The sequence below is a fragment of the Actinoallomurus spadix genome (assembly GCF_024055725.1).
Classification (GTDB): domain Bacteria; phylum Actinomycetota; class Actinomycetes; order Streptosporangiales; family Streptosporangiaceae; genus Actinoallomurus; species Actinoallomurus spadix.
In genome coordinates, this window is the sequence record NZ_JAMXMX010000032.1 from 52,008 (window position 1) to 78,882 (window position 26,875).

General features: G+C 71.4%; 20 protein-coding genes and 1 other RNA gene. 18 read left to right on the forward strand and 3 right to left on the reverse strand.

Going from position 1 to position 26,875, the window contains the following annotated elements; translation table 11 throughout:
- Nucleotides 1-24: 24 nt before the first annotated feature.
- Nucleotides 25-765 carry a copper homeostasis protein CutC gene (locus tag NE235_RS32815; protein ID WP_252809949.1) on the reverse strand — a complete coding sequence of 247 codons (741 nt, stop codon included), beginning with the start codon at nucleotides 763-765 and terminating at the stop codon, nucleotides 25-27.
- Nucleotides 766-1,019: 254 nt separating this feature from the next.
- Here NE235_RS32815 and NE235_RS32820 point away from each other — a divergent pair, with 254 nt between their 5' ends.
- The 11 genes from NE235_RS32820 to NE235_RS32870 all read left to right on the forward strand — a co-directional run bounded on the left by NE235_RS32820 (nucleotide 1,020) and on the right by NE235_RS32870 (nucleotide 17,757).
- Complete coding sequence (locus NE235_RS32820) at nucleotides 1,020-1,664, forward strand: HAD family hydrolase (protein ID WP_252809951.1); 645 nt, start codon at nucleotides 1,020-1,022, stop codon at nucleotides 1,662-1,664.
- 70 nt (nucleotides 1,665-1,734) lie between these two features.
- The gene (locus NE235_RS32825) at nucleotides 1,735-2,241 is read left to right on the forward strand and encodes a DUF6912 family protein (RefSeq protein ID WP_252809953.1); all 507 of its coding nucleotides are present in this window, start codon (nucleotides 1,735-1,737) and stop codon (nucleotides 2,239-2,241) included.
- Nucleotides 2,242-2,282: 41 nt separating this feature from the next.
- Nucleotides 2,283-2,918, forward strand: coding sequence for an HAD family hydrolase (locus NE235_RS32830; protein WP_252809955.1), 636 nt, complete (start codon nucleotides 2,283-2,285; stop codon nucleotides 2,916-2,918).
- Between the two features lie 135 nt (nucleotides 2,919-3,053).
- Nucleotides 3,054-4,682 (forward strand): L-glutamate gamma-semialdehyde dehydrogenase, encoded by a 1,629-nt coding sequence (pruA, locus tag NE235_RS32835; RefSeq protein ID WP_252809957.1) that lies wholly within the window; start codon nucleotides 3,054-3,056, stop codon nucleotides 4,680-4,682.
- A 74-nt stretch (nucleotides 4,683-4,756) separates the two neighbouring features.
- Entirely contained in the window at nucleotides 4,757-5,302 is a 546-nt protein-coding gene (locus tag NE235_RS32840; RefSeq protein WP_252809959.1) for a methane monooxygenase/ammonia monooxygenase subunit B, read from the forward strand.
- Nucleotides 5,303-5,381: 79 nt separating this feature from the next.
- Complete coding sequence (locus NE235_RS32845; protein ID WP_252809960.1) at nucleotides 5,382-6,092, forward strand: HAD family hydrolase; 711 nt, start codon at nucleotides 5,382-5,384, stop codon at nucleotides 6,090-6,092.
- 86 nt (nucleotides 6,093-6,178) lie between these two features.
- Nucleotides 6,179-8,155, forward strand: coding sequence for an acetoacetate--CoA ligase (locus NE235_RS32850; RefSeq protein ID WP_252809963.1), 1,977 nt, complete (start codon nucleotides 6,179-6,181; stop codon nucleotides 8,153-8,155).
- Nucleotides 8,156-8,405: 250 nt separating this feature from the next.
- Nucleotides 8,406-10,268, forward strand: a complete 1,863-nt coding sequence (locus NE235_RS32855; RefSeq protein ID WP_252809966.1) for a serine/threonine-protein kinase — start codon at nucleotides 8,406-8,408, stop codon at nucleotides 10,266-10,268.
- 359 nt (nucleotides 10,269-10,627) lie between these two features.
- The gene (locus NE235_RS32860) at nucleotides 10,628-15,520 is read left to right on the forward strand and encodes an NAD-glutamate dehydrogenase (RefSeq protein WP_252809968.1); all 4,893 of its coding nucleotides are present in this window, start codon (nucleotides 10,628-10,630) and stop codon (nucleotides 15,518-15,520) included.
- 111 nt (nucleotides 15,521-15,631) lie between these two features.
- Entirely contained in the window at nucleotides 15,632-16,543 is a 912-nt protein-coding gene (locus tag NE235_RS32865) for a hypothetical protein (RefSeq protein WP_252809970.1), read from the forward strand.
- 260 nt (nucleotides 16,544-16,803) lie between these two features.
- Nucleotides 16,804-17,757, forward strand: a complete 954-nt coding sequence (locus NE235_RS32870; RefSeq protein WP_252809972.1) for a hypothetical protein — start codon at nucleotides 16,804-16,806, stop codon at nucleotides 17,755-17,757.
- A 62-nt stretch (nucleotides 17,758-17,819) separates the two neighbouring features.
- On the opposite strand, the gene NE235_RS32875 is transcribed toward NE235_RS32870, so the two are convergent.
- A complete protein-coding gene (locus tag NE235_RS32875) occupies nucleotides 17,820-18,869 on the reverse strand; it encodes a hypothetical protein (RefSeq protein ID WP_252809973.1) in 1,050 nt (349 codons plus the stop codon).
- 139 nt (nucleotides 18,870-19,008) lie between these two features.
- Here NE235_RS32875 and prfB point away from each other — a divergent pair, with 139 nt between their 5' ends.
- Nucleotides 19,009-20,136, forward strand: coding sequence for a peptide chain release factor 2 (gene prfB, locus NE235_RS32880; RefSeq protein WP_252809975.1), 1,128 nt, complete (start codon nucleotides 19,009-19,011; stop codon nucleotides 20,134-20,136).
- Between the two features lie 50 nt (nucleotides 20,137-20,186).
- Here the strand turns inward: prfB and NE235_RS32885 are convergent, their stop codons facing one another.
- The gene (locus NE235_RS32885; RefSeq protein WP_252809977.1) at nucleotides 20,187-20,375 is read right to left on the reverse strand and encodes a hypothetical protein; all 189 of its coding nucleotides are present in this window, start codon (nucleotides 20,373-20,375) and stop codon (nucleotides 20,187-20,189) included.
- Between the two features lie 268 nt (nucleotides 20,376-20,643).
- On the opposite strand from NE235_RS32885, the gene ftsE reads away from it, so the two are divergent.
- The 6 genes from ftsE (at nucleotide 20,644) to ssrA (ending at nucleotide 26,771) form a co-directional block, all read left to right on the forward strand.
- Nucleotides 20,644-21,342, forward strand: a complete 699-nt coding sequence (gene ftsE / locus NE235_RS32890; protein WP_252785442.1) for a cell division ATP-binding protein FtsE — start codon at nucleotides 20,644-20,646, stop codon at nucleotides 21,340-21,342.
- Between the two features lie 90 nt (nucleotides 21,343-21,432).
- The gene (gene ftsX, locus NE235_RS32895; RefSeq protein WP_252809979.1) at nucleotides 21,433-22,338 is read left to right on the forward strand and encodes a permease-like cell division protein FtsX; all 906 of its coding nucleotides are present in this window, start codon (nucleotides 21,433-21,435) and stop codon (nucleotides 22,336-22,338) included.
- A 55-nt stretch (nucleotides 22,339-22,393) separates the two neighbouring features.
- Nucleotides 22,394-23,581, forward strand: coding sequence for a S41 family peptidase (locus NE235_RS32900; RefSeq protein WP_252809982.1), 1,188 nt, complete (start codon nucleotides 22,394-22,396; stop codon nucleotides 23,579-23,581).
- A 4-nt stretch (nucleotides 23,582-23,585) separates the two neighbouring features.
- Entirely contained in the window at nucleotides 23,586-24,059 is a 474-nt protein-coding gene (gene smpB / locus NE235_RS32905) for an SsrA-binding protein SmpB (protein ID WP_252809984.1), read from the forward strand.
- A gap of 2 nt (nucleotides 24,060-24,061) precedes the next feature.
- A complete protein-coding gene (locus tag NE235_RS32910; RefSeq protein WP_252809987.1) occupies nucleotides 24,062-25,939 on the forward strand; it encodes a penicillin-binding transpeptidase domain-containing protein in 1,878 nt (625 codons plus the stop codon).
- A 457-nt stretch (nucleotides 25,940-26,396) separates the two neighbouring features.
- Nucleotides 26,397-26,771: a transfer-messenger RNA gene (gene ssrA, locus NE235_RS32915) on the forward strand.
- Nucleotides 26,772-26,875: the final 104 nt, after the last annotated feature.

A 26,875-nucleotide genomic window follows, 5' to 3' on the forward strand; every position in this document is an offset into this window, starting at 1 on the left:
TCGGTCGCTTCCGGGGCCTTTCGGTCAGCCGATGGCGGCGATGACGCGCTGGATGCGGGCCGCGCTCGTGACAGCGCGGACGCTCTCCGGCGGGTACAGCGCGCCGCCCATGTGGATACCCGGCCGGGTGAAGCGAGACGGGGACGGCAGCGCCTCCGAGGCGGTGAAGTGCAGTTCCTCCACGCCGGTCTGCTGGACGACGCGCGCGGCGGTGCGTTCGTTGATGCCGCCGGCCGGCAGGATGACGATCCGTCCGGCGGCCTTCTCGACGAGGTGCGCGATCAGGTCGGAGCCCTCCAGGGCCGAGGGTGCCGCGCCGGAGGTGAGCAGCCGGTCGACACCGAGACCGACGACGTCCTCGAACGCCGCCTCTGGGTCGCGGGTGACGTCGAACGCCCGGTGGAAGGTGACGCTGAGCGGGCGGGCGGCCTCGACGAGCCGTCCGCACAGTTCGGTGTCGATGTCCGCGTCCGGGGTCAGGGCGCCGATGACGACGCCGTCGACCCCGGCGGCCTTGACCGCCTCGATGTCACGCAGCATCGCCGCGGCCTCGGCCGGGCCGTACACGAAGTCCCCGCCGCGCGGGCGGATGATCACATGGACCTTGATCCGGCCGGCCGCGGCGGCGACGGCCTGTTCGACCATTCCGATGCTCGGCGTGATCCCGCCCTCCAGCAGGGCGGCACAGAGCTCGACCCGGTCCGCGCCGGCCTCCGCCGCGGCGGCGACGCCGTCGGCCGACTCCAGGCAGATCTCATAACGCACGCTTCGGTTCCTTCCGCGGGGAAGTGGATCAGGGGACTTCAGTCGGTCTGGGCGACCACACCGGCCAGCCCGCAGGCAATCCTCGGCGCTGATGAAGCCCGCGGGGACCGGGCTCCTCGAACCGGCCGAAGAGTACCGGCCCTGCCCAGCGGAGCCGGGGCCCGATTCGGTCAGCCGTCTGTGGCGGTGGAGCCGGTCTCCGTGTCGTAGAACCGCGTTCGGTTCTTGTGGGGTGGTGGCTTACGATCGGCTGCGTGACGGTTCGCGGGCTCATCACCGACTGGGGCGGCGTGCTCACCACGCCGCTGAAAGAGACGATCACAGCGTGGATCGAGGCGGACGACATCGATCCCGACGCGTACAAGCTCGTGATGAGGGAGTGGGTCGACCAGGCGTACGCCGGTGACGGCGCGGTCAACCCGATCCACGGGCTGGAGGACGGGTCGCTGAGTCCCGCGGAGTTCGAGCGGCTGCTGGCCGAGCGGCTGCGTACCCGGACCGGCACGCCGGTGCCCGCCGACGGGCTGCTGACGCGGATGTTCCTCGCGTTCGAGCCGGTCGAGCCGATGTACGACGCGCTGCGCCGGGTGAAGTCCGCCGGCGTCCGTACCTGCCTGCTGTCCAACTCCTGGGGCAACACCTACCCGCGTGAGCTGTTCGCGGAGATGTTCGACGCGGTCGTGATCTCGTCGGAGGTGCGGCTACGCAAGCCGGACCCGGCGATCTTCCATCACGCGCTGGAGCTGATCGGCCTGTCGCCGGAGGAGTGCGCGTTCATCGACGACATCGAGCACAACGTCCGCGCGGCGGAAGAGCTCGGCATCACGGGCGTTCACTACGTCGATGCCACGAGCACGGTCGCCCGGCTCGAGGGACTGCTGGGCATCTCGCTCAGTTGAGACCCGGAACGGGGTGTCGCCGGGATACGGCGCGCATTCGTGGCCTCCTGCTGGCACACTCTGCAGCAACATGCGCGTGTATCTTCCGTCAACACTGAACGGCCTCGCCCGGATCCTCGACGATCGGGAGCTCGGGCCGGTGCCGCTGACCGCCTACGCCGTTACGCCGGCGCTGCGCGAGTGGTACGCCTCCGCGGACCTCGAGGAGCTCGAGTACGCCGCGATGTCGGACGCCGCGAAGGCGTCCCTCCGGCTGCTGGCCGACGATCCGGAGGCGCCGTCCCGCCGGGTCGTCATCGCCGCGGAGATTCCCGACAAGGCCGTGACCTTCGCCGTCGGTGACCTCGTCGACGCCGACGACCGGGCCGTCGTGCGGATCTCCGAGCCGGTTCCCTTCGGCCGGATCGTGTCCGGGCACATCGACGACGCCGAGGCCGAGCCGGACGTCCGCGCGGCGCGCGCCGCGATCGAGGCCGCCGACGCGGGCGACGACGACGCGCGGTTCACCGTCGACGGCGCCGCCGGGCACGACCTCATGTGGTACGCCACCCAGGAGCTGCGGCACCTGTTCCCATGACGTTTCGGCCGGCGGGTGTCCTGGCTTATGCTCGATTGGCTATGGCGCACATCGTCTGGGACTGGAACGGCACGCTCTTCAACGATCTCGACGCGATCGTGGACGCGACGAATGAGATCTTCGCGTCGTACGGCCTGCCGATCGTGGATCTGGCGGGGTTCCGCTCGGTGTACACGCGCCCCATCTGGGCCTGTTACGAGCGCATGCTGGGGCGCGCGCTGGAGGACGGGGAGTGGGAGCGGCTCGACGCGGCGTTCCACAACTCCTACCACCGGCTGATGGAGCGGTGCCGGCTCGCGGCGGACGCCCGGCACGCGATCGACTCGCTGGCCGGCGCCGGGCACAGCCAGTCCCTGCTGTCGATGTGGCATCACGACCGGCTGACCGTCGCGGTGCGCGAGCACGGGATCGGTGAGATCTTCCGCCGGGTCGACGGCCTGCGGCCGGAGGAGGCCGGCGGGTCGAAGGCGGAGTTCATGGTCCGGCACCTGACCCGGCTCGGGGTCGACCCGTCGGAGGTCATCGCGATCGGGGACAGCGTGGACGACGCCGTCGCCGCCCGGCACGCGGGGGCGCGCGCGATCCTGTACGCCGGGGGGATGCAGGGGCGGGCCGAACTGGACCGGTTCGGGGTTCCCGTGGTGGAGCGGCTGACCGAGGTCTCCGCGTACATCTGACCTGCGTAATGAGCGTTTTGTCGGGTCGGCCGTGACGTGCGAGGATGCGGAGTGCGGTCCTCACGAGGGGCCGTGCCCACGATCCTCACCCGGATCATTCTGACGACGCTGTCACGAACTGCGGGGAGCTGCCTCATGGACGCTGTCACGAACGTACCGGTCCCCGTGAACGAGCCGGTGAGGGCGTACGCCCCCGGCGGCCAGGACCGGACCGGCCTCGAAGCGAAGATCAAGGAGCTCGCCGGCGAGCGGATCGACCTCACGATGACCATCGGGGGCGAGCAGCGGCTCGGCGGCGGGCGGCCGATCGACACGGTGCAGCCGCACAAGCACCGGCACGTCCTCGGCCAGGCACGTGAGGCGACCGACGACGACGTGCGCGCGGCCATCGACGCCGCGCGGCGGGCCGCACCGGGCTGGCGGGCGTTGTCGTTCGACGACCGCGCCGCGATCTTCCTGAAGGCCGCCGACCTGCTGTCCGGTCCCTGGCGCAACACGCTGAACGCCGCGACCATCCTGGGGCAGTCGAAGTCGGTGCAGCAGGCCGAGATCGACGCGGCGTGCGAGTTCATCGACTTCCTGCGCTTCAACGTCTCGTTCGCCCGCGAGTTGTACGCCCAGCAGCCGATCAGCTCGCCGGGCGTGTGGAACCGCCTGGAGTACCGGCCGCTGGAGGGCTTCGTCCTCGCGATCACGCCGTTCAACTTCACGGCGATCGCCGGGAACCTGCCGACCTCCGCCGCGCTCATGGGCAACGTCGTCGTGTGGAAGCCCTCGCCGACGCAAGCGTTCGCCGCGCACTTCACGATGCGCCTCCTGGAGGCGGCCGGCCTGCCGCCCGGCGTGATCAACCTGGTCACCGGCAACGGCGAGGCGGTCTCGAACATCGCGCTGCGGCACCCGGACCTGGCCGGCATCCACTTCACCGGCTCGACCGCGACCTTCCAGCACCTGTGGCGCACCGTCGGGGAGAACATCGCCGGCTACCGCACCTACCCGCGGCTCGTCGGCGAGACCGGCGGCAAGGACTTCGTCGTCGCCCACCCGTCGGCGGACCCGCGGGTGCTGTCCACCGCGCTGATCCGCGGCGCGTTCGAGTACCAGGGCCAGAAGTGCTCCGCCGCCTCCCGGGCGTACGTCCCGCGCTCGGTGTGGAACACCATGCGCGACGACTTCCTCGGCACGGTCGAGTCGCTGACGATGGGCGACGTCGCCGAGGACCTGTCGGTGTTCATGGGCGCCGTGATCGACGACCGGGCGTTCGCCAAGCACCGGGCCGCGATCGAGCGGGCCCGGTCCCACGACGCCATCGACCTCCTGGTCGGCGGCGGCCTCGACGACTCCGAGGGCTACTTCGTCCAGCCGACGGTGCTGCAGAGCGCCGACCCGGAGGACGAGATCTTCACCACGGAGTACTTCGGCCCGATCCTCGGCGTGCACGTCTACGACGACGCCGACTACGACACGGTGCTCACCCAGATGGAGGGCGCCGCGCCGTACGGCCTGACCGGATCGATCATCGCGCAGGACCGCCGGGCCATCGCCGAGGCGTCGGAGAAGCTGCGGTTCGCCGCCGGCAACTTCTACGTCAACGACAAGCCGACCGGCGCGGTCGTCGGGCAGCAGCCGTTCGGCGGGTCGCGGGCCAGCGGCACCAACGACAAGGCCGGCTCGATCTTCAACCTGACGCGATGGGTGAGCACGCGCGCGGTCAAGGAGACGTTCGCGCCGCCGACGGACCACCGGTACCCCCACATGGGGTGATCGCCTTCCCGCCTCCCGGCGAGTAGCCTGGCCTGTGACCAGGCAATATGCGTGGCACGCCTCGGGGGGAACGTGTGCGGCGTCTGACGTCATTGGCCGCCGTCGTCGGCTGTGCGGCGGCGGCCGGGTACGCGGTCAAGGCGCTCACCGTGCCCGAGCCGCGGCCCGCCCGTGTCATCGACGCGGACGGGGACGCCGACCTCACCCACCTGTCGCTCCACGCCGACCCGCGGCTGGTTCCCGTGACCGGCCACCGGCTCGTCCCCGGGCGCCGCGCCCGGTACGCCTTCACCGTCACGAACGCGGGCACCGAGGGCGTCCGGCACGTCGTGGCGCGCAGCGTCAAGGTGTCGGCGCCCGGAACGGACGACCGGCTGGCCGTCGTCTCCGTCAGCGATCCGTCGTGCTCGGCGATCGGCAGGGTCGAGTGCATCTTCCAGCGGCTGGCGCCGGGGGAGAGCAGGACGGTGCGCGTCGTCGTGGACACCCCGGCGGACCGCCCGCCGCGCGGGCGGATGACGATCAACACGTTCCTGGGCCGGTTCACCGGGCCGGTCGGCGGGACGATCCCGCTGGAGGTGATCGGCGAGGTCAGGCCGACCACGGGGCGATTCCCCTGACACCGGGTTTGCGCCGGACGGGGCTCAGCCTCCACGATTGACCGGCCCTCTTGTGTCCACCGTGTGCGGGAGACCGTCGATGCCTCGTCTGGTGCTGTGGAACGTCGATCACACACTGGTCGACGTCGGCAAGGTGACCCGGGAGGCGTACGCCGAGGCGTTCGAGCGCGTGACCGGGCGGCCGCTCGTCCGCCTCGCGCCGGCCGCCGGGCGTACCGAGTCGGAGATCATCTTCGAGACCCTGGCGTTCAACGACGTCGCCCCGACCGAGGATCACCTACCGGAGTTCATGGCCGCGCTGGCCGACGCGTTCGCGGCGCGCAAGGGCGCGGTCCGCAAGGAGGGCCGCGTGCTGCCGGGAGCCCGCGAGGCCCTCGCGGCGGTGGCCAGGCGGCGCGGCGTCGTGCAGTCGGTGCTGACCGGCTCGATCCGGCCGAACGCCGTCACCAAGCTGAAGGCGCTCGGCCTGGCCAAGTACCTCGACTTCGAGGTCGGCGGGTACGGCTCGGAGACCTACCCCAAGGCCGCCCTGGTGGAGCTGGCCCGCACGCGTGCGGCGGAGCGGCACGGCGGTGTGATCGCCGAGGACGCGACCGTGCTCGTGGCCGACTCCCCGCGCGACGTGCAGGCCGCGAAGATCGCCCGCGCCAGGATGCTCGCGGTCGCGACGGGCACCGCGACCCAGGCGGAGCTGCGCGGCGCGGGCGCGGACGTCGTGCTGCCGAGCCTCGCCGAGACCGAGACGGTCGTCGCCGCGATCGAGGAGCTCACCGCGACGCCACCGGCGTGAGGGCCGAGTCACCAGGGGCCGGCATTGCGGCCGGTGGCCGCCCCCGTGAATGCTGGGTGCCAGCGAAAACGTGAGGAGGCCCTGCCGTGTCCGTTGCCGAGGGTGATCTGTTGTGGGAGCCGTCCGAGGAGGTCCGCCGGACCGCCCGTGTCGCGCGGTTCATGCGCGAGCGCGGGATCGACTCGTACGACGAGCTGTGGCGCTGGTCCGTCACCGACGTCGGCGGGTTCTGGGACGCGATCTGGTCCTACTTCGGAGTGCTGGGCGACCGCGGCGACGGGCCGGCGCTGGAACGCTCCGAGATGCCGGGCGCGCGCTGGTTCCCCGGCGCGACGCTCAACCACGCGCGCAACGCGCTGCGCCGGGCCGAGGAGGACCCCGGCGCCACGGCGGTGATCTTCCGGACGGAGGCCGACGACGGTGACCAGGCCGGCGAGGGCTCCGGCGGGGCGTCCCGCTCGCGGACGCTGACGTACGGCGAGCTCGCCGCCGAGGTCGCCGAGGTGCGCGCCGGGCTGCGGGCGCTCGGCGTCGGCCGGGGCGACCGCGTCGCGGCGTACGTCCCGAACATCCCCGAGGCCCTGGTCGCCTTCCTCGCGACCGCGTCCCTGGGCGCGGTGTGGTCGTCGTGCTCGCCCGACTTCGGCGCGCCGAGCGTGATCGACCGGTTCACCCAGATCGAGCCGAAGGTGCTGATCGCGGTGGACGGCTACGCCTACAACGGCAAGCGGTTCGACCGGTCCTCGGTCGTCCGCGACATCCAGGCGTCGCTGCCCACACTGACGGCCACGGTCACGATCCCCTGCCTCGACCCGGACGCCCCCGCGATCGGGGAGGGCCGCGCGCTCCGCTACGCCGACCTGCGGCGTGACGGCGAGCCGCTCGCCTTCGAGGCGGTGCCCTTCGACCACCCGCTGTGGATCCTGTACTCCTCGGGCACCACGGGCCTGCCCAAGCCGATCGTGCACGGCCACGGCGGCATCGTCCTGGAGCACCTCAAGGCCCTCAGCTTCCACCAGGACCTCGGCCCCGGCGACGTGTTCCTCTGGTACACGACGACCGGCTGGATGATGTGGAACTACCTCATCGGCGGCCTCCTCGTCGGCGCGACCGTCGTGCTGTACGACGGGGCGCCGAACGGCGACACGCTGTGGCGGCTGGCCGCCGAGACCGGGGTCACCTACTTCGGGGTCGGCGCGCCGTACGTCCTGGCGTCGATGAAGGCGGGTCTCGACCCCGGCCGGACGCATGACCTGTCCCGGCTGCGCGGGATCGGCTCGACGGGTTCGCCGCTGCCGCCCGAGGGCTTCGGTTGGCTGTACGACCACGTCGGCCGGGACCTGCTGGTCGGCTCGTTCTCCGGCGGCACGGACGTGGCCACCGGGTTCGTCGGGCCCTGCCCGCTGCTGCCGCTGCGCGCGGGCGTCATCCAGTGCCGTGGGCTCGGCGCGAAGGTCGAGGCGTACGACGAGAAGGGCGAGCCGGTCATCGGCGAGGTCGGGGAGCTGGTGCTCACCGAGCCGATGCCGTCCATGCCGATCTACTTCTGGAACGACGAGGGCGGCGAGCGCTACCGCGACTCCTACTTCGGCGTGTACGAGGGCGTCTGGCGGCACGGCGACTGGATCAAGGTGCTGCCCGACGGCGGGTGCGTGATCTACGGGCGGTCCGACTCCACCCTCAACCGCGGGGGCGTCCGCATGGGCACCGCCGACTTCTACCGTGTCGTCGAGGGCTTCGACGAGATCGCCGACTCCCTCGTCGTCGACACCGGGCAGCTCGGCGCGGAGGGCCGGCTGCTGCTGTACGTCCAGCTCGCCGAGGGCGTCGACCTGTCCGATGACCTGGCCGGCCGGATCCGCGCCGCCCTGCGCTCGACGCTGTCCCCGCGGCACGTACCCGACGAGATCCGGGTCGTGCCGGGAGTGCCGCGCACCCTGTCCGGTAAGAAGCTGGAGGTTCCAGTCCGTAAGATCTTGCTTGGCACGCCCATCGACAAGGCGGCGAATCCGGACGCGATGGCCAACCCCGAAGTGCTGCGCCACTTCACGCCGGATTCCTGACCCACGGGCCGGGCGCGTCTCTCGTACGGGACATGTCCGTCACCTGCTGCGACCCGCCCTGGGCACGCGACGTCGGTGGGGATATGTTCGGCAGATGCGGTTCGTCGCCCATGCTCTGATCGGCGGGCCGGCAGGGGAGTGACCAGCCCCGGCCGGCCGGCCGAACCAGCGGGACGTCGACCGCATCTCAACCGATATGCCCGACCGTGGGGACGGTCGGCGGGGAGCGACGGAAGGGATGCGGTCGGCCATGGACCGGACTGCGGTGGACCATAATGCGAATCCCCTGCAGCCAGGTGATCCTCGGCGGCTGGGGGAGTACGACCTCATCGGACGGCTGGGACGGGGCGGCCAGGGCGCCGTCTTCCTGGGCAGGTCCCCCGAGGGCGCCCAGGTCGCGATCAAGCTGCTCCACTCGGAGCTGGCGCAGGACGCCAGGGCGCGTACCCGCTTCGAGCGTGAGGTGACCGCCGCCAAGCGGGTCGCGCGGTTCTGCACCGCGCAGGTGCTCGACGCCGACGTCGCGGGGGACCGCCCGTACATCGTGAGCGAGTTCGTCCCCGGGCGTTCGCTGTACGACGTGATCAAGGAGAGCGGGCCGGTCGGCGGCGCGGCGCTGGAGCGGCTCGCGATCGGCACGGTCACCGCGCTCGTCGCCATCCACCAGGCGGGCGTCGTGCACCGCGATCTCAAGCCGCACAACGTGCTGCTCGGGCCCGACGGCCCACGGGTGATCGACTTCGGTATCGCGCGGGCACTGGACGGCACCTCGACGGTGTCCAGCCGCGTCGTCGGTACCCCCGCCTACATGGCCCCGGAGCAGATCCGCGGCGAGACGGTCGGGCCGGCCGCCGACATCTTCGCGTGGGCCGCCACGATGGTCTTCGCGGCCACCGGGACCCCGCCCTTCGGCAGCGACATGATCTCCGCGGTGGTCAACCGGATCCTCACCGAGGAGCCCCGCACCGGGGATCTGCCAGCCGAGCTGCAGGCGCTCGTCGCCGCGTGCCTGGACAAGGACCCCGGGAGGCGGCCCACCGCCAACGCCCTCCTGCTGCGCCTGCTCGGCGGTGGCCGGCAGGCCGCCCAGGGGCCGGAGTCCTCCCCGACCAAGGTGCTGCCGCCGGTCGAGACCATGGCCGGCGACGGTCCCCTGGCGGTCCCCGCCGACCTGCTCGAGCACGCGGCCACGGTCGCCGCCCAGCGGACCCCGCCCGGCGGCTCGGCCTTCGCCGGCGCGCCGGGTTCCGGCGCCGCCGGCCCCAAGTACCCCGTCGCGGCCAAGTACCCCGTCGCGGCGGCACAGCCGGCGCCCACGCCTCGGGCCGAGGAGCGGACCCCCACCCTCGCGGCGGGGGAGCAGACCCCGGCCTTCGGCGCGGGGGAGCGGACGCCCGCCTACGGGGCGGAGGCGCGCACCGCGCCGGTCCTGCCGCCGGTGGCCGGAACGCCCGGCCGGCCGTCCGTCGCGGGGGAGCCGACCTCACCGGTCCTCCCGCCCGTGCCCGGTGCCGCACCGGTCCCCCACGGGGGCTGGTCGGCGATGTCGAAGGGCCGCCGGAGGCTCGCCGCCGCCGGGGCGGCGGTCGCCGCGGCCGCGGCGGTCGTCGTCGCGCTGGCCCTGACCTTCAACGGCAACGACCGCACCGGGCAGAACACCGGGTACAACCCGAACGGCACGCAGAGCCACATGTCCCCCTCCCAGACCGCCCACGGCAACGACGGCGTGCCGGTCGGCATCCCCTCGTCGGCTCCCACCCACACGGCGCCGACGCCGACGGACTCCTCCACGCCCACCTACTCGCCGACGCCGACCTATTCGCCCACGCCGACGCATTCCTCCACCCCGACGCACTCGTCCACCCCTACGCACTCGTCGACCCCCACCAGTGGCACCGGGGGCGGATCGAGCACCGGCACCGGCGGCACCGGATCCGACTCGGGCCACACCGGGGGCGGAACGGGGACCGGCGGCGGCACCGGGACGGGCGGCGGCACCGGGACCGGCGGGGACACGGGCGGCGGGTCCGGGACGACCACCGGCCAGGGCGTGGACTCTCAGACCACGCCCCGCGCCCACTCCGGCGCCACGACCGGTGACGGGGGCGCCTGACCGGGTCTCATCCGGGTCGGACAATCTCCGTTTACGCGTTAATGTGGCCGCCGTGAGCACAACACCACAACGGCGTGGTGCGGCCGCGTTCGCTTCCGGCGTGTCCGGACACGGATGCGGCGTGCCCGGGCGTAGCTTCGTAAACGACGGCCCCTGGCGACTCGCCGAAGATCTTCTCGAATCCGACGAGATCGGCGCTGCGGCGCCCCGCATGGTCGGCCCACCCACGGAACCCCCGTCGCCGTGGCCGACCACGTTCCCGACCGGTCTTGGCGGGAACAACGGTCGCCGAGCCCGCGACCGCGTTGAGTGGATTTGCGAAGGTATTGAGGGAGAATCGGAATGAGGGGCGAAGGCGCATGAGCGCGAGTGCCAACGTCAGCGGCACCGCCGGACTCGACGACGCGAAGGACGAACTGCTGGAGCGTGCGGCACGGGCGTGCACGCACACTCCCGGCGTGCGGCACGACGCCGGGGAGATCCTCGGCTACTTGAGGTTCTACTACCGGCACGTCGCACCGGAGGATCTGCTCGACCGCGACCCGGTGGACGTCTGCGGCCCGGCGATGGTGCACCGCCACCTCGGCGAGGAACGGCCGCAGGGGCGGGCCAAGGTGCGGGCGTTCACCCCGACGATCGAGGAGTACGGCTGGGACCCCGGGCACAGCGTCGTGCAGGTGGTCACCGACGACATGCCGTACCTCGTCGACTCGGTGGTGATGGAGCTCAACCGGCACCGCCTCGCGACGCACCTGATCGTCCACCCGCAGCTCCGGGTCACCCGCGACGTGACCGGCAGCCTCCAGCAGGTCGGCGCGGGCGACGGCCTCGTGCTGGAGGAGTCCTGGATCCACATCGAGATCGACCGGCAGAGCGACCGGGTGCTGCTGGACGAGCTCGAGGCCGACCTGCAGCGGGTGCTGGGCGACGTGCGCGCCGCCGTCGAGGACGAGCAGAAGATGCGCGCGCTGGCGGGCGCCATCGCGGTCGAGGTCGCCGAGAGGCGGCCGCCGCTGCCGGACCGGGAGATCACCGACGGCGTCGAGCTGCTGGACTGGCTCGCCGACGACCACTTCACCTTCCTCGGCTACCGCGAGTACAAGCTGGAGGACGGGCCGGACGGCGAGCAGCTGCGCGCGGTCCCCGGCACCGGCCTGGGCATCCTGCGCTCCGACCAGGCGGAGTCCACGAGCTTCGCGTCCCTGCCGCAGCAGGTGCGCTCGAAGGCGCGGGAACCGCAGCTGCTGATCCTCACCAAGGCCAACTCGCGGGCGACCGTGCACCGCTCGGCGTACCTCGACTACGTCGGGGTCAAGAAGTTCGGGGAGAACGGCGAGGTCGTCGGCGAGCGCCGCTTCCTCGGACTGTTCACCCACACCGCCTACAGCGAGAGCATCGCGCACATTCCCGTCCTGCGGCACAAGCTGGAGGAGGTCCTCGGCCACGCCGGGCTGGCCGCCGACAGCTACGACGGCAAGGACCTCATCGAGATCCTCGAGACCTACCCCCGCGACGACCTCTTCCAGATCTCCGTCGCCGAACTGCTGCCCATCGCCCTCGGCGTGCTGCGGCTGCGGGAGCGCAAGCAGCTGAAGCTGTTCGTCCGCAAGGACGAGTACGGCCGGTACATGTCGTGCCTGGTCTTCCTGCCCCGGGACCGGTACACCACGCAGATCCGCCTGCGCATCCAGGACATCCTGCTGCGGGCGTACGACGGCGTCTCCGTCGACTACAGCGCGATGGTCGGCGACTCGATCCTCGCCCGCCTGCACGTCGTCGTCCGCGGCGAGCGGGGCCGCCCGCTGCCCGAGGTGGACCCGGCCGACCTGGAGCGGCGCCTGATCGCCGCGACCCGGTCCTGGACCGACGACCTCGCCGAGGCGATCGTCCAGCAGTGCGGCGAGGAGCAGGCGAGCGCGCTCACCCGGCGCTACACCGACGCGTTCCCCGAGGGCTACAAGGCCGACTTCCCCGCCCGGACCGCGTGCGCCGACCTCACCCGGCTGGAGGAGCTCACCGAGCCCGGCGAGATCTCGATCAACCTGTACGAGCCGTACGACGCGCAGGCCGGCGAGCGCCGGCTGAAGATCTACCGGCTCGGCCCGCCGATCTCGCTGTCCCAGATCCTGCCGCTGCTGCAGGAGATGGGCGTCGAGGTCGTGGACGAGCGGCCGTACGAGATCGCCCGCGCCGACGGCCGCGAGTCGTGGATCTACGACCTGGGCCTGCGGTACGACCCGTCGCCCGACGTGGACGAGACCGAGATCAAGGGACTGTTCCAGGAGGCGTTCGAGGCGCTCTGGGCCGGCAGGGTGGAGAGCGACCGGTTCAACGCGCTGGTGCTGCGCGCCGGCCTGGACTGGCGGTCCGCGATGGTGCTGCGCGCGTACGCGCGGTACCTGCGCCAGACCAAGACCACCTTCAGCGAGCGGTACATCGAGGAGGTGCTGGTCGCCAACCCGCGCGTCGCGCGCCTCCTGGTCCGGCTGTTCGAGGCGCGGCTGGACCCGCGCCTGAACCACGCCGGCGACGACCGGTCCGCCGCCGCCCACGAGGAGCTCGAGGCGGCCATCACCGAGGAGATCGAGGGCGCGCTCGACGCGGTCTCCAGCCTCGACGAGGACCGCATCCTCCGCAGCTACCTGGCGATGATCCGCGCGACGCTGCGCACCAACCACTACCAGCGGACCGCCGACGGCAGGCCCAAGCCGTACCTGTCGCTGAAGTTCGACCCCGAGGCGATCCCGGACCTGCCGCAGCCGCGCCCCAAGTACGAGATCTTCGTGTACTCGCCGCGCCTGGAGGGCGTGCACCTGCGGTTCGGGTCGGTGGCCCGCGGCGGCCTGCGCTGGTCCGACCGCAAGGAGGACTTCCGGACCGAGATCCTCGGCCTGGTCAAGGCGCAGGCGGTGAAGAACACCGTCATCGTCCCGGCCGGAGCCAAGGGCGGCTTCGTCTGCAAGCGGCTGCCGGACCCGAGCGACCGCGAGGCGTTCCTCGCCGAGGGCGTCGCGTCGTACAAGCAGTTCATCAGCGGCCTGCTCGACATCACCGACAACCTCGTCGGGGGTGAGGTGATCCCCGCGCCGGACGTGGTGCGGCACGACGGGGACGACACCTACCTGGTCGTCGCGGCCGACAAGGGCACCGCGACGTTCTCCGACATCGCCAACGAGGTCGCCGCGTCGTACGGCTTCTGGCTGGGCGACGCGTTCGCCTCCGGCGGCTCGGTCGGCTATGACCACAAGGCGATGGGCATCACCGCGCGCGGCGCGTGGGAGTCGGTGAAGTACCACTTCCGCGGGCTGGGCGTCGACGTGCAGAAGGAGGACTTCACCGTCGTCGGCATCGGCGACATGTCCGGTGACGTGTTCGGCAACGGAATGCTGCTGTCCGAGCACATCAGGCTCGTCGCGGCGTTCGACCACCGGCACATCTTCCTCGACCCGGACCCCGATCCGGCGACGTCGTTCCAGGAGCGCAAGCGGATGTTCGCGCTGCCGCGCAGCTCCTGGGCCGACTACGACACCTCGCTGATCTCCAAGGGCGGCGGCGTGCACCCGCGCACCGCCAAGAAGATCTCGATCACCCCGCAGGTGCGCGCGGCGCTCGGCATCGACGACGGCGTCGTCGCGATGACCCCGCACGACCTGATCCACGCGATCCTGTGCGCCCCCGTCGACCTGTTGTGGAACGGCGGCATCGGCACGTACGTCAAGGCGTCGAACGAGAACAACGCCGACGTCGGCGACCGGGCCAACGACGCGTTGCGCGCCGACGCCACCGAGCTGCGCTGCAAGGTGATCGGCGAGGGCGGCAACCTGGGGCTCACCCAGCGGGCCCGGATCGAGTTCTCCCTCGGCGGCGGGCTGGTGAACACCGACTTCATCGACAACTCCGCCGGCGTGGACACCTCCGACCACGAGGTCAACATCAAGATCCTCCTCGACCAGGTCGTCCGCGACGGAGAGCTGACCCGCAAGCAGCGGGACACGCTCTTCCTGCAGATGACCGACGAGGTCGCCGACCTGGTGCTGCGCGACAACTACCAGCAGAACGTCGTGCTCGCCGCCGCCCGTACGCAGGCCTCGTCCATGCTGCACGTGCACGCGCGCCACCTGCGCAAGCTCGAGCGTGACGGCAAGCTGAAGCGGCGGCTGGAGGACCTGCCCGACGATAAGGCCCTCGCCGAGCGGCGGCAGGCGGGCCTCGGCCTGACCGGCCCGGAGTTCGCCACGCTCCTCGCCTACAGCAAGCTGACGCTGGAGGAGGAGATCCGGGCCTCCGACCTGCCGGACGACCCGCACCTCGCCACCCGGCTCGTGGAGTACTTCCCGACGCCGCTGCGGGAGCGGTTCCGTGACTACATGGACCGGCACCCGCTGCGCCGGGAGATCATCTCCACGTCCGTGGCGAACAGCCTGGTCAACAACAGCGGCACGACGTTCGCGTTCCGGATGAACGAGGAGACCGGCGCCTCGGCCTCCGACATCGCCCGCGCCTACCTGGTGGCGCGCGCGGTGTTCGACATGCCGCGGTTCTGGGCCTCGGTGGACGCCCTGGAGTCCCAGGTCGACACGGCCACGCAGATCCGGATGCGCCTGGAGGCGCGCAAGCTCACCGAGCGCGGCGCCCGCTGGCTGCTGCACAACCGGCGGATGCCGTTCGACCTGAAGGAGACGGTCGACTTCTTCGCCGGGGGCGCGGCCATCCTCGCGCCGCAGCTGCCGAAGCTCCTCACCGGCCGCGATCTGGCCGGCTTCGAGGAGCGGCGGGACCGCTTCGGCGAGGCCGGCGTGCCGGGCGAGCTGGCCGAGCAGGTCGCGATCATGGTCCCGGCCTACTCCACCTTCGACCTGGTGGAGATCGCGCACAGCACGGGACGGTCGCTCGAGGAGGCCGCCGAGGTCTACTTCGACCTGGCCGAACGCCTGCAGATCGCCCGGCTGCGCGAGCGCGTGATCGCGTTGCCGCGCGACGACCGCTGGCAGTCGATGGCCCGGTCGGCGCTGCGCGACGACCTGTACGCCGCGCACGCCGCCCTCGCCCGCGACGTGCTCGCCACCAGCGAGTCCGGCGCGGACCCCGAGGAACGCCTGGCGATCTGGGCCGAGAAGAACAGCGCGGCGGTCTCGCGCGCGGCCCAGACCCTCGGCGAGATCTGGGAGAGCGACAGTTTCGGCATCGCGACCCTGTCCGTGGCACTGCGCGCGATCCGCACGCTGGTCACCGCCAGCACGCTGCCCGGCTGACGCCCGGCGGGAGGCGCCCCGGCGGCGAGAGCACGCCGGGGCGCCTTCCAACCCGATGATTCTTTCCGGATTCGCACAGTGATCGGATGATCACTGTGCGAATCTGTCCGCATGCTTCGACACCTCACCGCCCTGACGGTCGTCCTGCTGCCGCTCGCCGCGTGCGGCGGCACGCCGGCGATCGCCGCGCCCGCCGTGGCCAAGGACCGGGCCGCGCAGCTGCTCGCCCACTACCAGGCCGTCAACAACCGGGCCAACGGCACGTCCGACGAGCGGCTGCTCGCCACGGTCGAGACCGGCGCCCAGCTCGACATGGACCGCGCCGAGTACCGTCGGCGCACGGCGGCCAAGGAGAAGTACACGCCGTTCGTCTACAGCGCCCCGGCCTACTACATCCCCCGCGAGACGGGCTTCCCCAAGTGGTTCGCCGTGGTCGCCACCGCGGGCAGGACCCGGCACGCGCTGGTCTTCACCCAGGAGCGGCCCAAAGGTCCCTGGCTGCTCACCGCCGACCCGTTCCCCGCCGAGACGATCACCGGCGTCGCCCTGGACAAGGACGGCTACGCCACCGCCGTGGCCCCCGATGACGGCAGGACGGCTCCCGCGCCCGGCAAGATCGCCGCGGTGCACGCCGCCACGCTGACGCGCGGCACGTCCGGTATGGCCCCCGGTCCGTACACCACCCAGGCGCATGACGCGCTGGTCAAGGCGGAGGCCGCGCTCAAGCGCCGGGGCGTGACGCTCACCTCCGACTTCCGGCCGGACCGCCAGCAGGCCTTCGCGCTGCGCACCACCGACGGCGGCGCGCTCGTGTGGTACGTCGTGCGGCAGAGCGAGAGCTACGACCTGGCCAGGCCGGGGCTCATCGGCAACGGCGGCGACCTGGCCGGCCTGATCAGCGGAAAGGTCCGCCGCCACCTGGACACGACCGCGCTGACGCAGTACCTCGCGGTCGTTCCTCCGCAGGGCGCGGCCAAGGTCGTCGGAAGCTACCGCAAGGCCATCCAGGCCACCGAGTCCTAGGGCCTGTCTCAAAGCCCCGCTGTCCTACTGCGCGGTGTCCAGGCGGCGCCTCGCCGCGTTGTCGTCGGTCGGCAGCCAAAACCAGGCTGCCTCCCTCCTCCGCCTTGCGACGCACCACCTGGACACCGCTCGCTACGGACGGGGACTTTGAGACAGGCCCTAGTCGAAGCCGGGCCCCGCCCCGGCGTCCGCACGGACCCGGACCCGGAGGAGCGCGGGCCCCGGTGAGCGCGGACGGGGCGTGATGTCAGAATTCGGGCATGCGCCACCGCCGTGTCGCGCCGGCCGTGCTGGCGATCCTTCTGCTCGCCGGGTGCCAGGGCGGTGACGACGACGGGGGCGCCGCCGGTGACACCGCAGTCCCCGCCGTCTCGGCCGACACGGCGGCGAAGGTCCTCGCGGACTACGTCCGTCACTGGAACCGGGCGGTCACGGCGGGCGACGCGAGGGCGTGGCGGGAGGTGGGCACCGACGCGTTCGGCGCGACCGCCGAGGCCGCGCTCCGCCTCGGCGGCGGGCGGCCGCCGCGTACCAGTGTGATCTCCCTGCACAACCCCGTGATGTACGTCCCGCGGCTGCGAGGCCTGCCCCGGTGGTTCGCGGTCTCGGCGCTGGAGCGTGAGGGCGGCACCGAGCGCCCGCTCTTCGCGGTGTTCGTGCGGAAGAGCGCGACATCGGCGTGGCGGCTGTCGAGCCGGGTGTACTTCCACGGGGAGCCACCCGGGATCGCCACGGATGAGCAGGGCTACGCCGTCGCGGTCGACCCGGGCACGAGCACGCCGACGACGACGCCGGCCGCGCTGCCGGCGGCGCATGCCGCGTACCTCGACCGCGGGAACGACGACGCGATCGTGCCGGGCGCCACCGCCCGCACCTGGCGGACCGCCGAGGCCGGGCAGGAGAGGCAACTGCGCGCTCACGGGGTGACCGTCGCCGGCCGGTCGTCGCCCACCGGCTACCCCGTCTATCCGCTGCGGACGAGCGACGGCGGGGCGATCGTGAGTTACTCCCTACGGCGTACGACGACGTACACGGCGACCGGCCACGGTGACGTCGCGGCCCTGCCGTCGGACGTCCGCACGTACCTGCACGGCAGGACGGGGCACCGGGTCACGGCCACGTGGGTGTGGCGGGCCGTCGCCTATCTGCCGGTACGCGGCCGGGCGACCGTGCTGATCGAGGCCTTCGACCTGGCCTCCGCCCAGGCGTCCTGACGTCATGACATGCGCTTCCCCGCCGGGGCGGCGGGAACGACGCGACGCCAGGGCGAGGTGCGTCACTTCGCCGGGACGGCCGCCTTGACGGTGCCGCCGTCGGCGCCGACGATCTGCGCCTTGACGGTTCCGTCCTGCTTCTTCGGCTTCGCCGGGACCACCGCGACGTACTGCATCGTCTGACTGATGTCGATCTCGCTCTTCACGGACTTCGCGGTCAGGAACGGCGCGGCGTCGTCGGGGACCGGGAAGTGATCGCTCTTGTCCTTGCCCTTGGTCTTGGTGATCACCGTGTCGCGGCTGAGGGCGTAGAGCACCATCCCTCCGCCGTCCGCGGTCGCCAGCGGGAAGATCGGGAAGGACGTCGCGGCGTAGACGACGCTGCTGTGCAGCCCGGCCTTCTTCGCCTTCTTGTTCTTCATCGCCTTCTGGTCCGCCGCGTAATAGCCGGTGGTGTACTTCCCGGCACGCATGACCTGGGCGGCGACGTTCTGCGGGCCCTCCTCGGCGAGCGTCGCCTGGATCGAGGGCACCAGCCGCGGCGGGATCAGCAGGGCGTTGTCGAAGGTGGCCAGGGCCTTGGCGTACCCGTCGGATCCCACCGCGATCTTCGGAGGCTTCTGCTTGGCGTCCAGCACGGCGAGCGCGCTCAGCCGCCAGCGCTGGACCGACTTGGTCCGCAGGAAGCCCATGTACACGGTGTGGGGGTCCTTGCCGTCCGCCCTCGTCCGGCGCGCGCTCACCACGAACCACTGCGGCCCCGTCAGCAGCAGGTGCGGGACGTAGAGGACCGGATCGGCATAGTGGTAGCGGGGGACCGGGTCACCGGCGGCGACCGCGCGGCGGAACGCCGCGGCGGTGAGCTGCGACTGTCCCTCGCTGGTCCACCACAGGGCGAGCCGTTCGTCACCGCTGGCCCGGGCCACGTCGTCGTTGTTGACGAACGAGTGGAACGCCTTGGCCGCGACGTCAGGGGTCAGCGGCTCGGGCGGGGGACTGCTCTCCGCGGCGACCGGGCTCGCGCGCACGGTGCGGTGTGGCTTGCCCGAGCATCCCGCGGCGGCGGTGATGGTGAGCACCGCCACGAGCGTGGACGCAACCGCCTTGTTCATGTACCCCGGCCTTCGTTACAGCTGTCGGGCAGAGTATGCCAGGGATCTCCGCGTACGCCCCCGGGCGGCCCGGTCCCGAGGCCGGTGAAGACCGACGGAGCGCGTACGCGGAGAGTACGGGCGCGGGTAGGCTTCGAACGTGGCAGTCATGGATCCCTCGGAAGAGATGAAGGAACTCGGTTCGATGCTGACCGGCATCGAGGCCGTCCTCGACCTCGACGCGATGCGCCGCGACGTCGCGGAGCTACGCGAGCAGGCTGCCGACCCCGACCTGTGGAACGACCAGGACCGCGCCCAGCAGGTGACCCGGCGGCTGTCCTACCTCGATGGCGAGCTGGGCAAGGTCGAGGGCCTGCGCAACCGCCTCGACGACGTGGCCGTGTTGTTCGAGCTGGCGTCGGAGGAGGGCGACGAGGACACCCGCGGCGAGGCGGAGCGGGAGCTCGGCGCGCTGCGCAAGGAGATCGAGCAGCTCGAGGTCCGCACCCTCATGTCCGGGGAGTACGACTCCCGTGAGGCGCTGGTCACGATCAACTCCCAGGCCGGCGGCGTGGACGCGGCGGACTTCGCCCAGATGGTTCAGCGGATGTACCTCCGGTGGGCCGAGCGCCACGGCTACCCGGCCGAGGTCTACGAGACGTCCTACGCCGAAGAGGCGGGCATCAAGTCGACGACCTTCGCGGTCAAGGCGCCGTACGCCTACGGCACGCTGCGCGGGGAGCACGGCACCCACCGCATGGTCCGGATCTCGCCGTACGACAACCAGGGCCGCCGGCAGACCTCGTTCGCCGGCGTGGACGTGGTGCCGGTGGTGGAGCAGACCGACCACGTCGACATCCCCGAGGACGAGCTGCGCATCGACGTGTACCGGTCGAGCGGGCCCGGCGGGCAGGGCGTCAACACCACCGACTCGGCGGTGCGGATCACCCACCTGCCGACCGGCATCGTCGTCTCCTGCCAGAACGAACGCAGCCAGCTGCAGAACCGCGCGACCGCGATGACGGTGCTGCAGGCCAAGCTCCTGGAGCGTAAGCGGCAGGAGGAGGCCGAGCGGATGAACGAGCTGCGCGGCGAGACGACGAGCTCGTGGGGCACGCAGATCCGTAACTACGTGCTGCACCCGTACCAGATCGTCAAGGACCTGCGTACGGGCGTCGAGGCGGGCAACCCCACGGCGGTCCTGGACGGCGACATCGACGAGTTCATCGAGGCCGAGATCCGGTGGATGCGCCGCCGCGAAGCCGGCGAGGAGCAGGACCAGGCCTGAGCCGGGCCCGCACCGAACGGGCCGGGCCCGTCAGCGCGGACCCGGCGTCGTCAGTGCAGACCCAGCTTGAGCGCGATCAGCAGCGTCAGCGCCAGGACCAGCGCGCCGATGATGAGGATGGGGGACAGGCCGAACGGCCCGGGACGGTGAACCTCCGCCCGTGCCGCGCGGCAGGCGGGGCAGCGCCCCTCGACGACGGGGCCCGAGCATCGCGCGCAGATCAGATGTTCGCAGCTCATCCGGCTCCTTCCTGAACGTCGGGCGGGAATCCGTTCAGCCTATGCGTTCCTGGCCGGTGGCCCGCCGTCAATCGGCGACGGGTGTCCGTGATGCCCGGTTGCTTTTCCTCGGTGTACCCAAGTTGGACGATCCATGCCAGTCTCCCCTCTAGACTGCTGCTTGGCCAATCGGCCCGCCAAGCCGGGAAGCCGCGGCAGGGCGTCTGTCCGACGGAAAGACAGTCGTCGCCGTCCCCCAGCCCCTAGACTGGCACGTCGTGATGCAGCCGTGATCCACTTTGATAACGTCACCAAGGTCTATTCGCACCAGAGTCGACCGGCCCTGCAGGGTGTCAACGTGGCCGTGGAGAAGGGCGAGTTCGTCTTTCTCGTCGGCCCTTCCGGGTCCGGCAAGTCGACCTTCCTGCGCCTGATCCTCAAGGAGGAGCGTCCGACGCAGGGCGGAATCCACGTCGCCGGCAAGGACCTGAGCCGGCTGAGCAACTGGAAGGTCCCGCATCTGCGCCGCCGGATCGGCTGCGTGTTCCAGGACTTCCGGCTGCTGCCCAACAAGAACGTCTACGAGAACGTCGCGTTCGCTCTCGAGGTCATCGGGAAGCCGCGGCGTTTCATCCGCAAGGTGGTCCCGGAGGTCATCGACCTGGTCGGCCTCGAAGGCAAGGCCCACCGGATGCCCGATGAGCTGTCCGGCGGCGAGCAGCAGCGCGTCGCGATCGCGCGGGCGTTCGTCAACCGGCCGATGATCCTGCTCGCCGACGAGCCCACGGGGAACATCGACCCGGCGACCAGTATCGGCATCATGAAGGTGCTCGACCGGATCAACCGGACCGGCACGACCGTCGTGATGGCGACCCATGACGCGGCGATCGTCGACGCGTTCCGCAAGCGAGTGGTCGAGCTGGAGGACGGCCGCGTCGTGCGCGATCAGTCGCGCGGCGTCTACGGCCAGGCGTACGGCGGCGTCTAGCGGACCGCCTACCAGGCGCAGGGCGGCGCGGGGCGGACCGCGCCGCCGCGCCGACACGACCACCACCCGGACGACCAAGGACAGCGAGGCATGCGGGTACAGTTCGTACTTCAGGAGATCTGGATCGGTCTCCGCAGGAACCTCACGATGACCATCGCGCTCATCGTCACCGTGGCCATCGCGATGGCGCTGTTCGGCACGGGTGTGCTCCTGAAGATGCAGGTCGACAAGTCCAACAACTACTGGTCGGACAAGGTCGAGGTCTCGATCTACCTGTGCAACAAGCTGAGCGCCAACCCGAACTGCAAGAAGAGCGAGCCGTCGGCGGATCAGAAGGCCGAGATCCGTAAGCAGCTCGAGTCGATGCCTCAGGTGGCGAAGGTCGTCCCGGAGACGGCGCAGGAGGCGTACCAGCGCGCCAAGGAGCAGTTCAAGGACAGCCCGGGCATCGCCGGCTCGATCCAGCCGGGTGACATCCCCGACTCCTTCCGGGTGAAGCTCAAGGATCCGAAGAACTTCGCGGCGGTCGTCGCTCAGATGAGCAACCGGGGTGGCGTCGACCAGGTGGTCAACGAGCGCGCCATCCTGGACAAGTTCTTCAAGATCCTCAGTGGGCTGCAGTGGGCGGCGCTGACCATCGCCGCGATCCAGCTGATCGCGGCCGTGCTCCTCGTGGCGAACACCATCCGTCTGTCGGCGTTCAACCGGCGGCGGGAGACCGGCATCATGCGGCTGGTCGGCGCCTCGAACATCTACATCCAGTTGCCGTTCGTCCTCGAGGGCGCGATCGCGGGCCTGGTCGGCGGCGTGTTCGCCGCGGTCCTGCTGAGCTTCTCGAAGGTCTTCCTGCTCGGCAGGCTGCAGAAGAACCTGCAACTGGCGACGCCGCTCGGCTGGCTCGACGTGACGACGGTCATCGTCGCCTCGATGTGCTTCGGCATCCTGCTCTGCGCCCTGGCGTCGTTCCTCACCCTGCGCCGCTATCTCAAGATCTGACGCTGCTCCCGGCGATATGCCGGTCCGGTGATCAGGTCGCTCGTAGAATCCTCGCATGCCCCGGCTGACCGGTCGTGTGCTCCGCGGGGCGGCCGCCGTGGCCGCTCTGTCGGTCGTGTACGTCATGGGCGCCGGGGCGGGCGGGACGGGCACTCACGCGTCGGCGCGGCGGGAGCCGGTCCGGCGGGACGCCTGGCCGGTCGAGCGGGCGGCGATCGACCCGGCCCCGGCGGCGGCGGACTCCGCCTCGGTGGTGCCGGATCCGGAGGGAGAGCGTGCCGCGGGCGAGAGGGCGCTGCGCCGCCTCGGCGACCGTTGGGCGCGGTTCTACACGGCGGCGGAGTTCAGCGGCCTGGAGACCACGCTGAACGGCTGGTACAGCGGTGTCGGACTGTGGCTGGAGAAGACCGGGGACGACGTCCGGATCGTCGGGGTCCAGCCGGGTTCGCCCGCCGAGCGCGCGGGCGTGCGCCCCGGTGACATCGTCTCGGCGGTCGACGGCACCGCGACCCGCGACCTGACGGCGGCCGCCGTGGCCGCGGCGCTGCGGGGACGGCCCGCCACGGGCGTCGGCCTCGCCGTCCGCCGCGACGGGGTGCCCCTGCGGTTCGCGCTGGTGCGGACGGCCTTGGCGTCGCACGACATGAGTGTCTCCCGCACCGCCGACGGTGTGGTGGTGATCCGGGTCGCGGCGTTCACCCGGGGAGTCGGGCGGGAGGTACGCGCGGCGGTGACGGGCCGGCCCGGGCACCGCGGTGGCGTGCTCCTCGACCTGCGGGCGAACCCCGGCGGCCTGCTGGACGAGGCCGTCGACACCGCCTCGGTCTTCCTGCCGGGCGGCCCCGTCGCGACCTTCGAGCGCGCCGGCGCCCCGCCGGAACGGCTCGTGGCCGGTCCGGGCGGCGACACCCGGGTCCCGCTCGTCGTCCTCGTCGACGGGAGCACGGCCAGCGCCGCCGAGGTCGTCGCGGGCTCATTGCGGGACCGAGATCGCGCAGTGATCGTCGGATCGCGTACCTTCGGAAAGGGGTCGGTGCAGGAGCCGTTGCGGCTGGCCGACGGATCCGCGATCGAAGTCACCGTCGGTCGATACCGGACTCCGAGTGGCCGTAACCTCGATGGGTCCGGGATCGATCCCGACGTCGCGGTCAACGCGAACCGCCCACCCCGGGAGGCCGAGCGACGCGCGCTCACGGTCGTGCGCGGGCTGTCGGCCACCCTGCCGAAGAAGGACCGAGGCTGAGTCATTGCCACGCGAACAGGGACGCAAACTGATCGCGCAGAACAAGCGCGCGCGTCACGATTACCACATAGAGGACACCTACGAGGCGGGTCTCGTGCTCACCGGCACCGAGGTGAAGTCGCTGCGCGCCGGACGGGCCAACCTCACGGACGGGTACGCTCTGATCCGCGACGGAGAGGTCTGGCTCGAGGGAGTGCACATTCCCGAATACACGATGGGGACGTGGACCAACCACGCGGCGCGTCGTCCCCGGAAACTGCTGCTGCACCGGCGAGAGATCGGCAAGCTGATCGCTGCGACGAACGAGCCCGGCCGTACGCTGATCCCGCTCGCACTCTATTTCAAGGACGGCAAGGCGAAGGTGGAGATCGCGGTCGCGCGCGGCAAGCGTGAGTACGACAAGCGGCAGGACATCGCCAAGCGGGACGCCCTCCGCGAGATGGAGCGGGCCCGCTCCGCACGGCTGCGGAGGCGCTGAGGGTGGACATCCGACGGCTCCGGTCGGCGGCCGGACTGGCCGCGGCCCTGCTGGTCACGACGACGACCGCCGGCTGCTTCGCCGAGCCCTCGCCGCTGCCGACGATCCGCGACTTCCTCGTGGCCTGGCAGAACGGCAACTACCGTGACGCGGCCGGGCAGACGGACGGGGACCGGACCAAGGTCGCGGACCTTCTCGGCGCCGTACCGTCCCAGCTGGACCTGGCGTCGCTGCGCCTCGCGCTCGGCCGGGTGCGGGAGAACGGCGAGGACGCGACGGCCCAGTTCGCCGTGAGCATCGACCTGGGCGACGGCGGCAAGCCGTGGAGCTACGGCAGCTCGATGCGGTTGCACCGGACGAACGGCAAGTGGAAGGTCGTCTGGAGCCCGTCGATCATCCACCCGGCGCTGGGCCAGGGCCAGCGGCTCGCCATCGTGACCTCGGTGCCGACCCGCCAGCCCATCGTCGACAACAAGGCCAGGACGCTCCTCAAGAAGGTCCGGGTCGAGGTATTCGGCGTGACGCCCGGCAGGCTCGCGAACGCCGAGCAGACGCTCGGCCGGCTCGCGAAGATCACCCATCTGGACAAGGACCGGCTGATCGCCCACGTACGATCCGCGCCGCCGCAGAACTTCCTGCCGCTGGTCACTCTCCAGATGCCCGACCAGGCCGCCGACGCCGCCCAGCTCCGGCCGGTGCCCGGCGTCGAGTCGAAGCCCAGGTTCGCGTACGTCGCGCCCGCGGTCGCCGACGAGGTCGTGGGCAGGCTCGGTCCGGCCACCGCCGAGCGCCTTCAGCAGGTCGGCGCGCCGTACCAGCCCGGTGACACGATCGGCGTCTCCGGCCTGCAGGTGCTCGAACAGCGGAAGCTGGCCGGCACCCCCACCGTCCAGGTCGTGGCGCAGGACCCCTCGGGAGCCGGCGAGAAGATCCTGAACGAGGTCCCCGGCACGCCCAGCCAGCCCGTCGCCACGACGATCGACCGCAGGACGCAGGACGCCGCCGAGGCCGCGCTGAAGGGTGTGCCCTACCCCGCGTCCCTCGCCGCGATCGACCCGTCCACGGGCGCGATCATCGCGGCCGCGGACAACACCGCGGTCCAGGGCAGGACCGACGCCCGCCAGGGCGGCGACTCCTCGCAGGAGAGCAGCACCGCCCTGAACGGCCACTACCCGCCGGGGATGACCTTCAGCATCGTGACGACCCGGGCGCTCCTGCAGAACGGTCAGAAGATCACCTCACCGCCCTGCAAGCGGGGCACCCAGACCATCGCCGGGCAGGACTTCACCTACTCCGGACCCGCCGGCGGCAAGACGTTCTCGTCCAACTTCGCCGTGAGCTGTACGACGGCCTTCGCCGCGCTGTACCGCGACGTCGTCCCCCAGGATCTGCGAGCCAGCGCGGCGCGCTTCGGGCTCGGCGCGCCGTGGAGCCTGCCGGTGCCGTCCTTCTCCGGGTCGGTGCCCCTGGCGACCAGCGAGGCCGAGCGCGCCGCGGAGATGGTCGGCCAGGGCAGGATCGAGGTCAGCCCCCTGTCGATGGCACTGGTCGCCGGTGCCGTGCTGACCGGCACCTGGCGGCCGCCGCAGCTCCTGAAGGATTCGCCGCAGCGGATGCAGGCTCAGCCGCTCAGCGGCAGCGCCGACTCGATCAACCAGTTGCAGGCCCTCATGTCCCGATCGGTGACGAGCGGGGCGGCCAAGAAGGCGAAGGTCTCCGGCCGGCCGGTGTCCGGCGTCACCGCGACGGTGCCGTACGGCAACGGCAAGGTCGTCTCCTGGTTCGTCGGGTACCGGCAGGACGTGGCCTTCGCGATCGCCGTCGAGGGCAAGTGGTCGGCGGCGACCCTGGCCGCGGCGTTCCTGCGGGCGAAGCGCTGACACGGGCCGGGGCGACTCACCGGCCTGAGCGAGGAGACCCCAGGCCGGCGTCGGCCTGAGCGAGGAGATCCCGGGACGGCGCCTGCCGGGCGCCGGCCCGGGGTCTCCCGGCCGGCCGGAGTGACCGGCGTGACGGCTTTGTCATTTCTTGACTCTTGGGCCGCAACCATCCGCGTGCGACCACGCGTCTTAACAAGTGACTGAGACACCGCTTGGGGGGTTGCGGACTCAGTCGCCGTGATGAGACCAGAGCCTCGTCTCGGGGGAGGCTCTGTCGTCCGGACCGGCCCGACCCTGCCGGTTCACCCCCGCGGGTGTGCCTAGTCCACACCCGCGGGGGTTCTCATCTTCCCACCGCCCGCTGAGATCCCCCGGCGGGAATGACGTTGGCATCGCCCGTGTTGAAGATGTACGGTCAGCGTGACGGGCGCTCCGGCGCCCGGTTGACAACTCAAGAGGGGGTGACCGGTTTCGACTTCGGTATGTCGAGACACGGGGAAGCGGGCCGAGGGTTGCGGTTGTGACCTCGTAAATCCTGTGACCGCAAAAGAACAAGTGCCAACTCTAAGCGCACTCAGTTCGCCCTTGCCGCCTGAGGCTAGGTAGCGAACTTGTCAGCCCGGGAGTGTCTCCGGCCCGGGACCTGGCATCGCTAGGAGACTCAACCTGCCACTCCGGCCACGGGAGTGACAGGGAAACCTAACAGTGGCTGAGCCTGTCGGCGACACGCCTGCGTGAGCGCCGGGGCTGAGAAAACGACTAGCAGGCTGCGCCCGGAGAAGCCCTGTCTCGGTACTGAAGGACGCGGGTTCGATTCCCGCCACCTCCACTCGGGCCTGGGGTCGGTGTGGTCGGAAGCCTTTGGCTTCCTCCCCACCGGCCCTTCGTCATTCCTGTCGGGGGGACGACCCCCCGAGCCCCCCGAGGTGGGGGGGG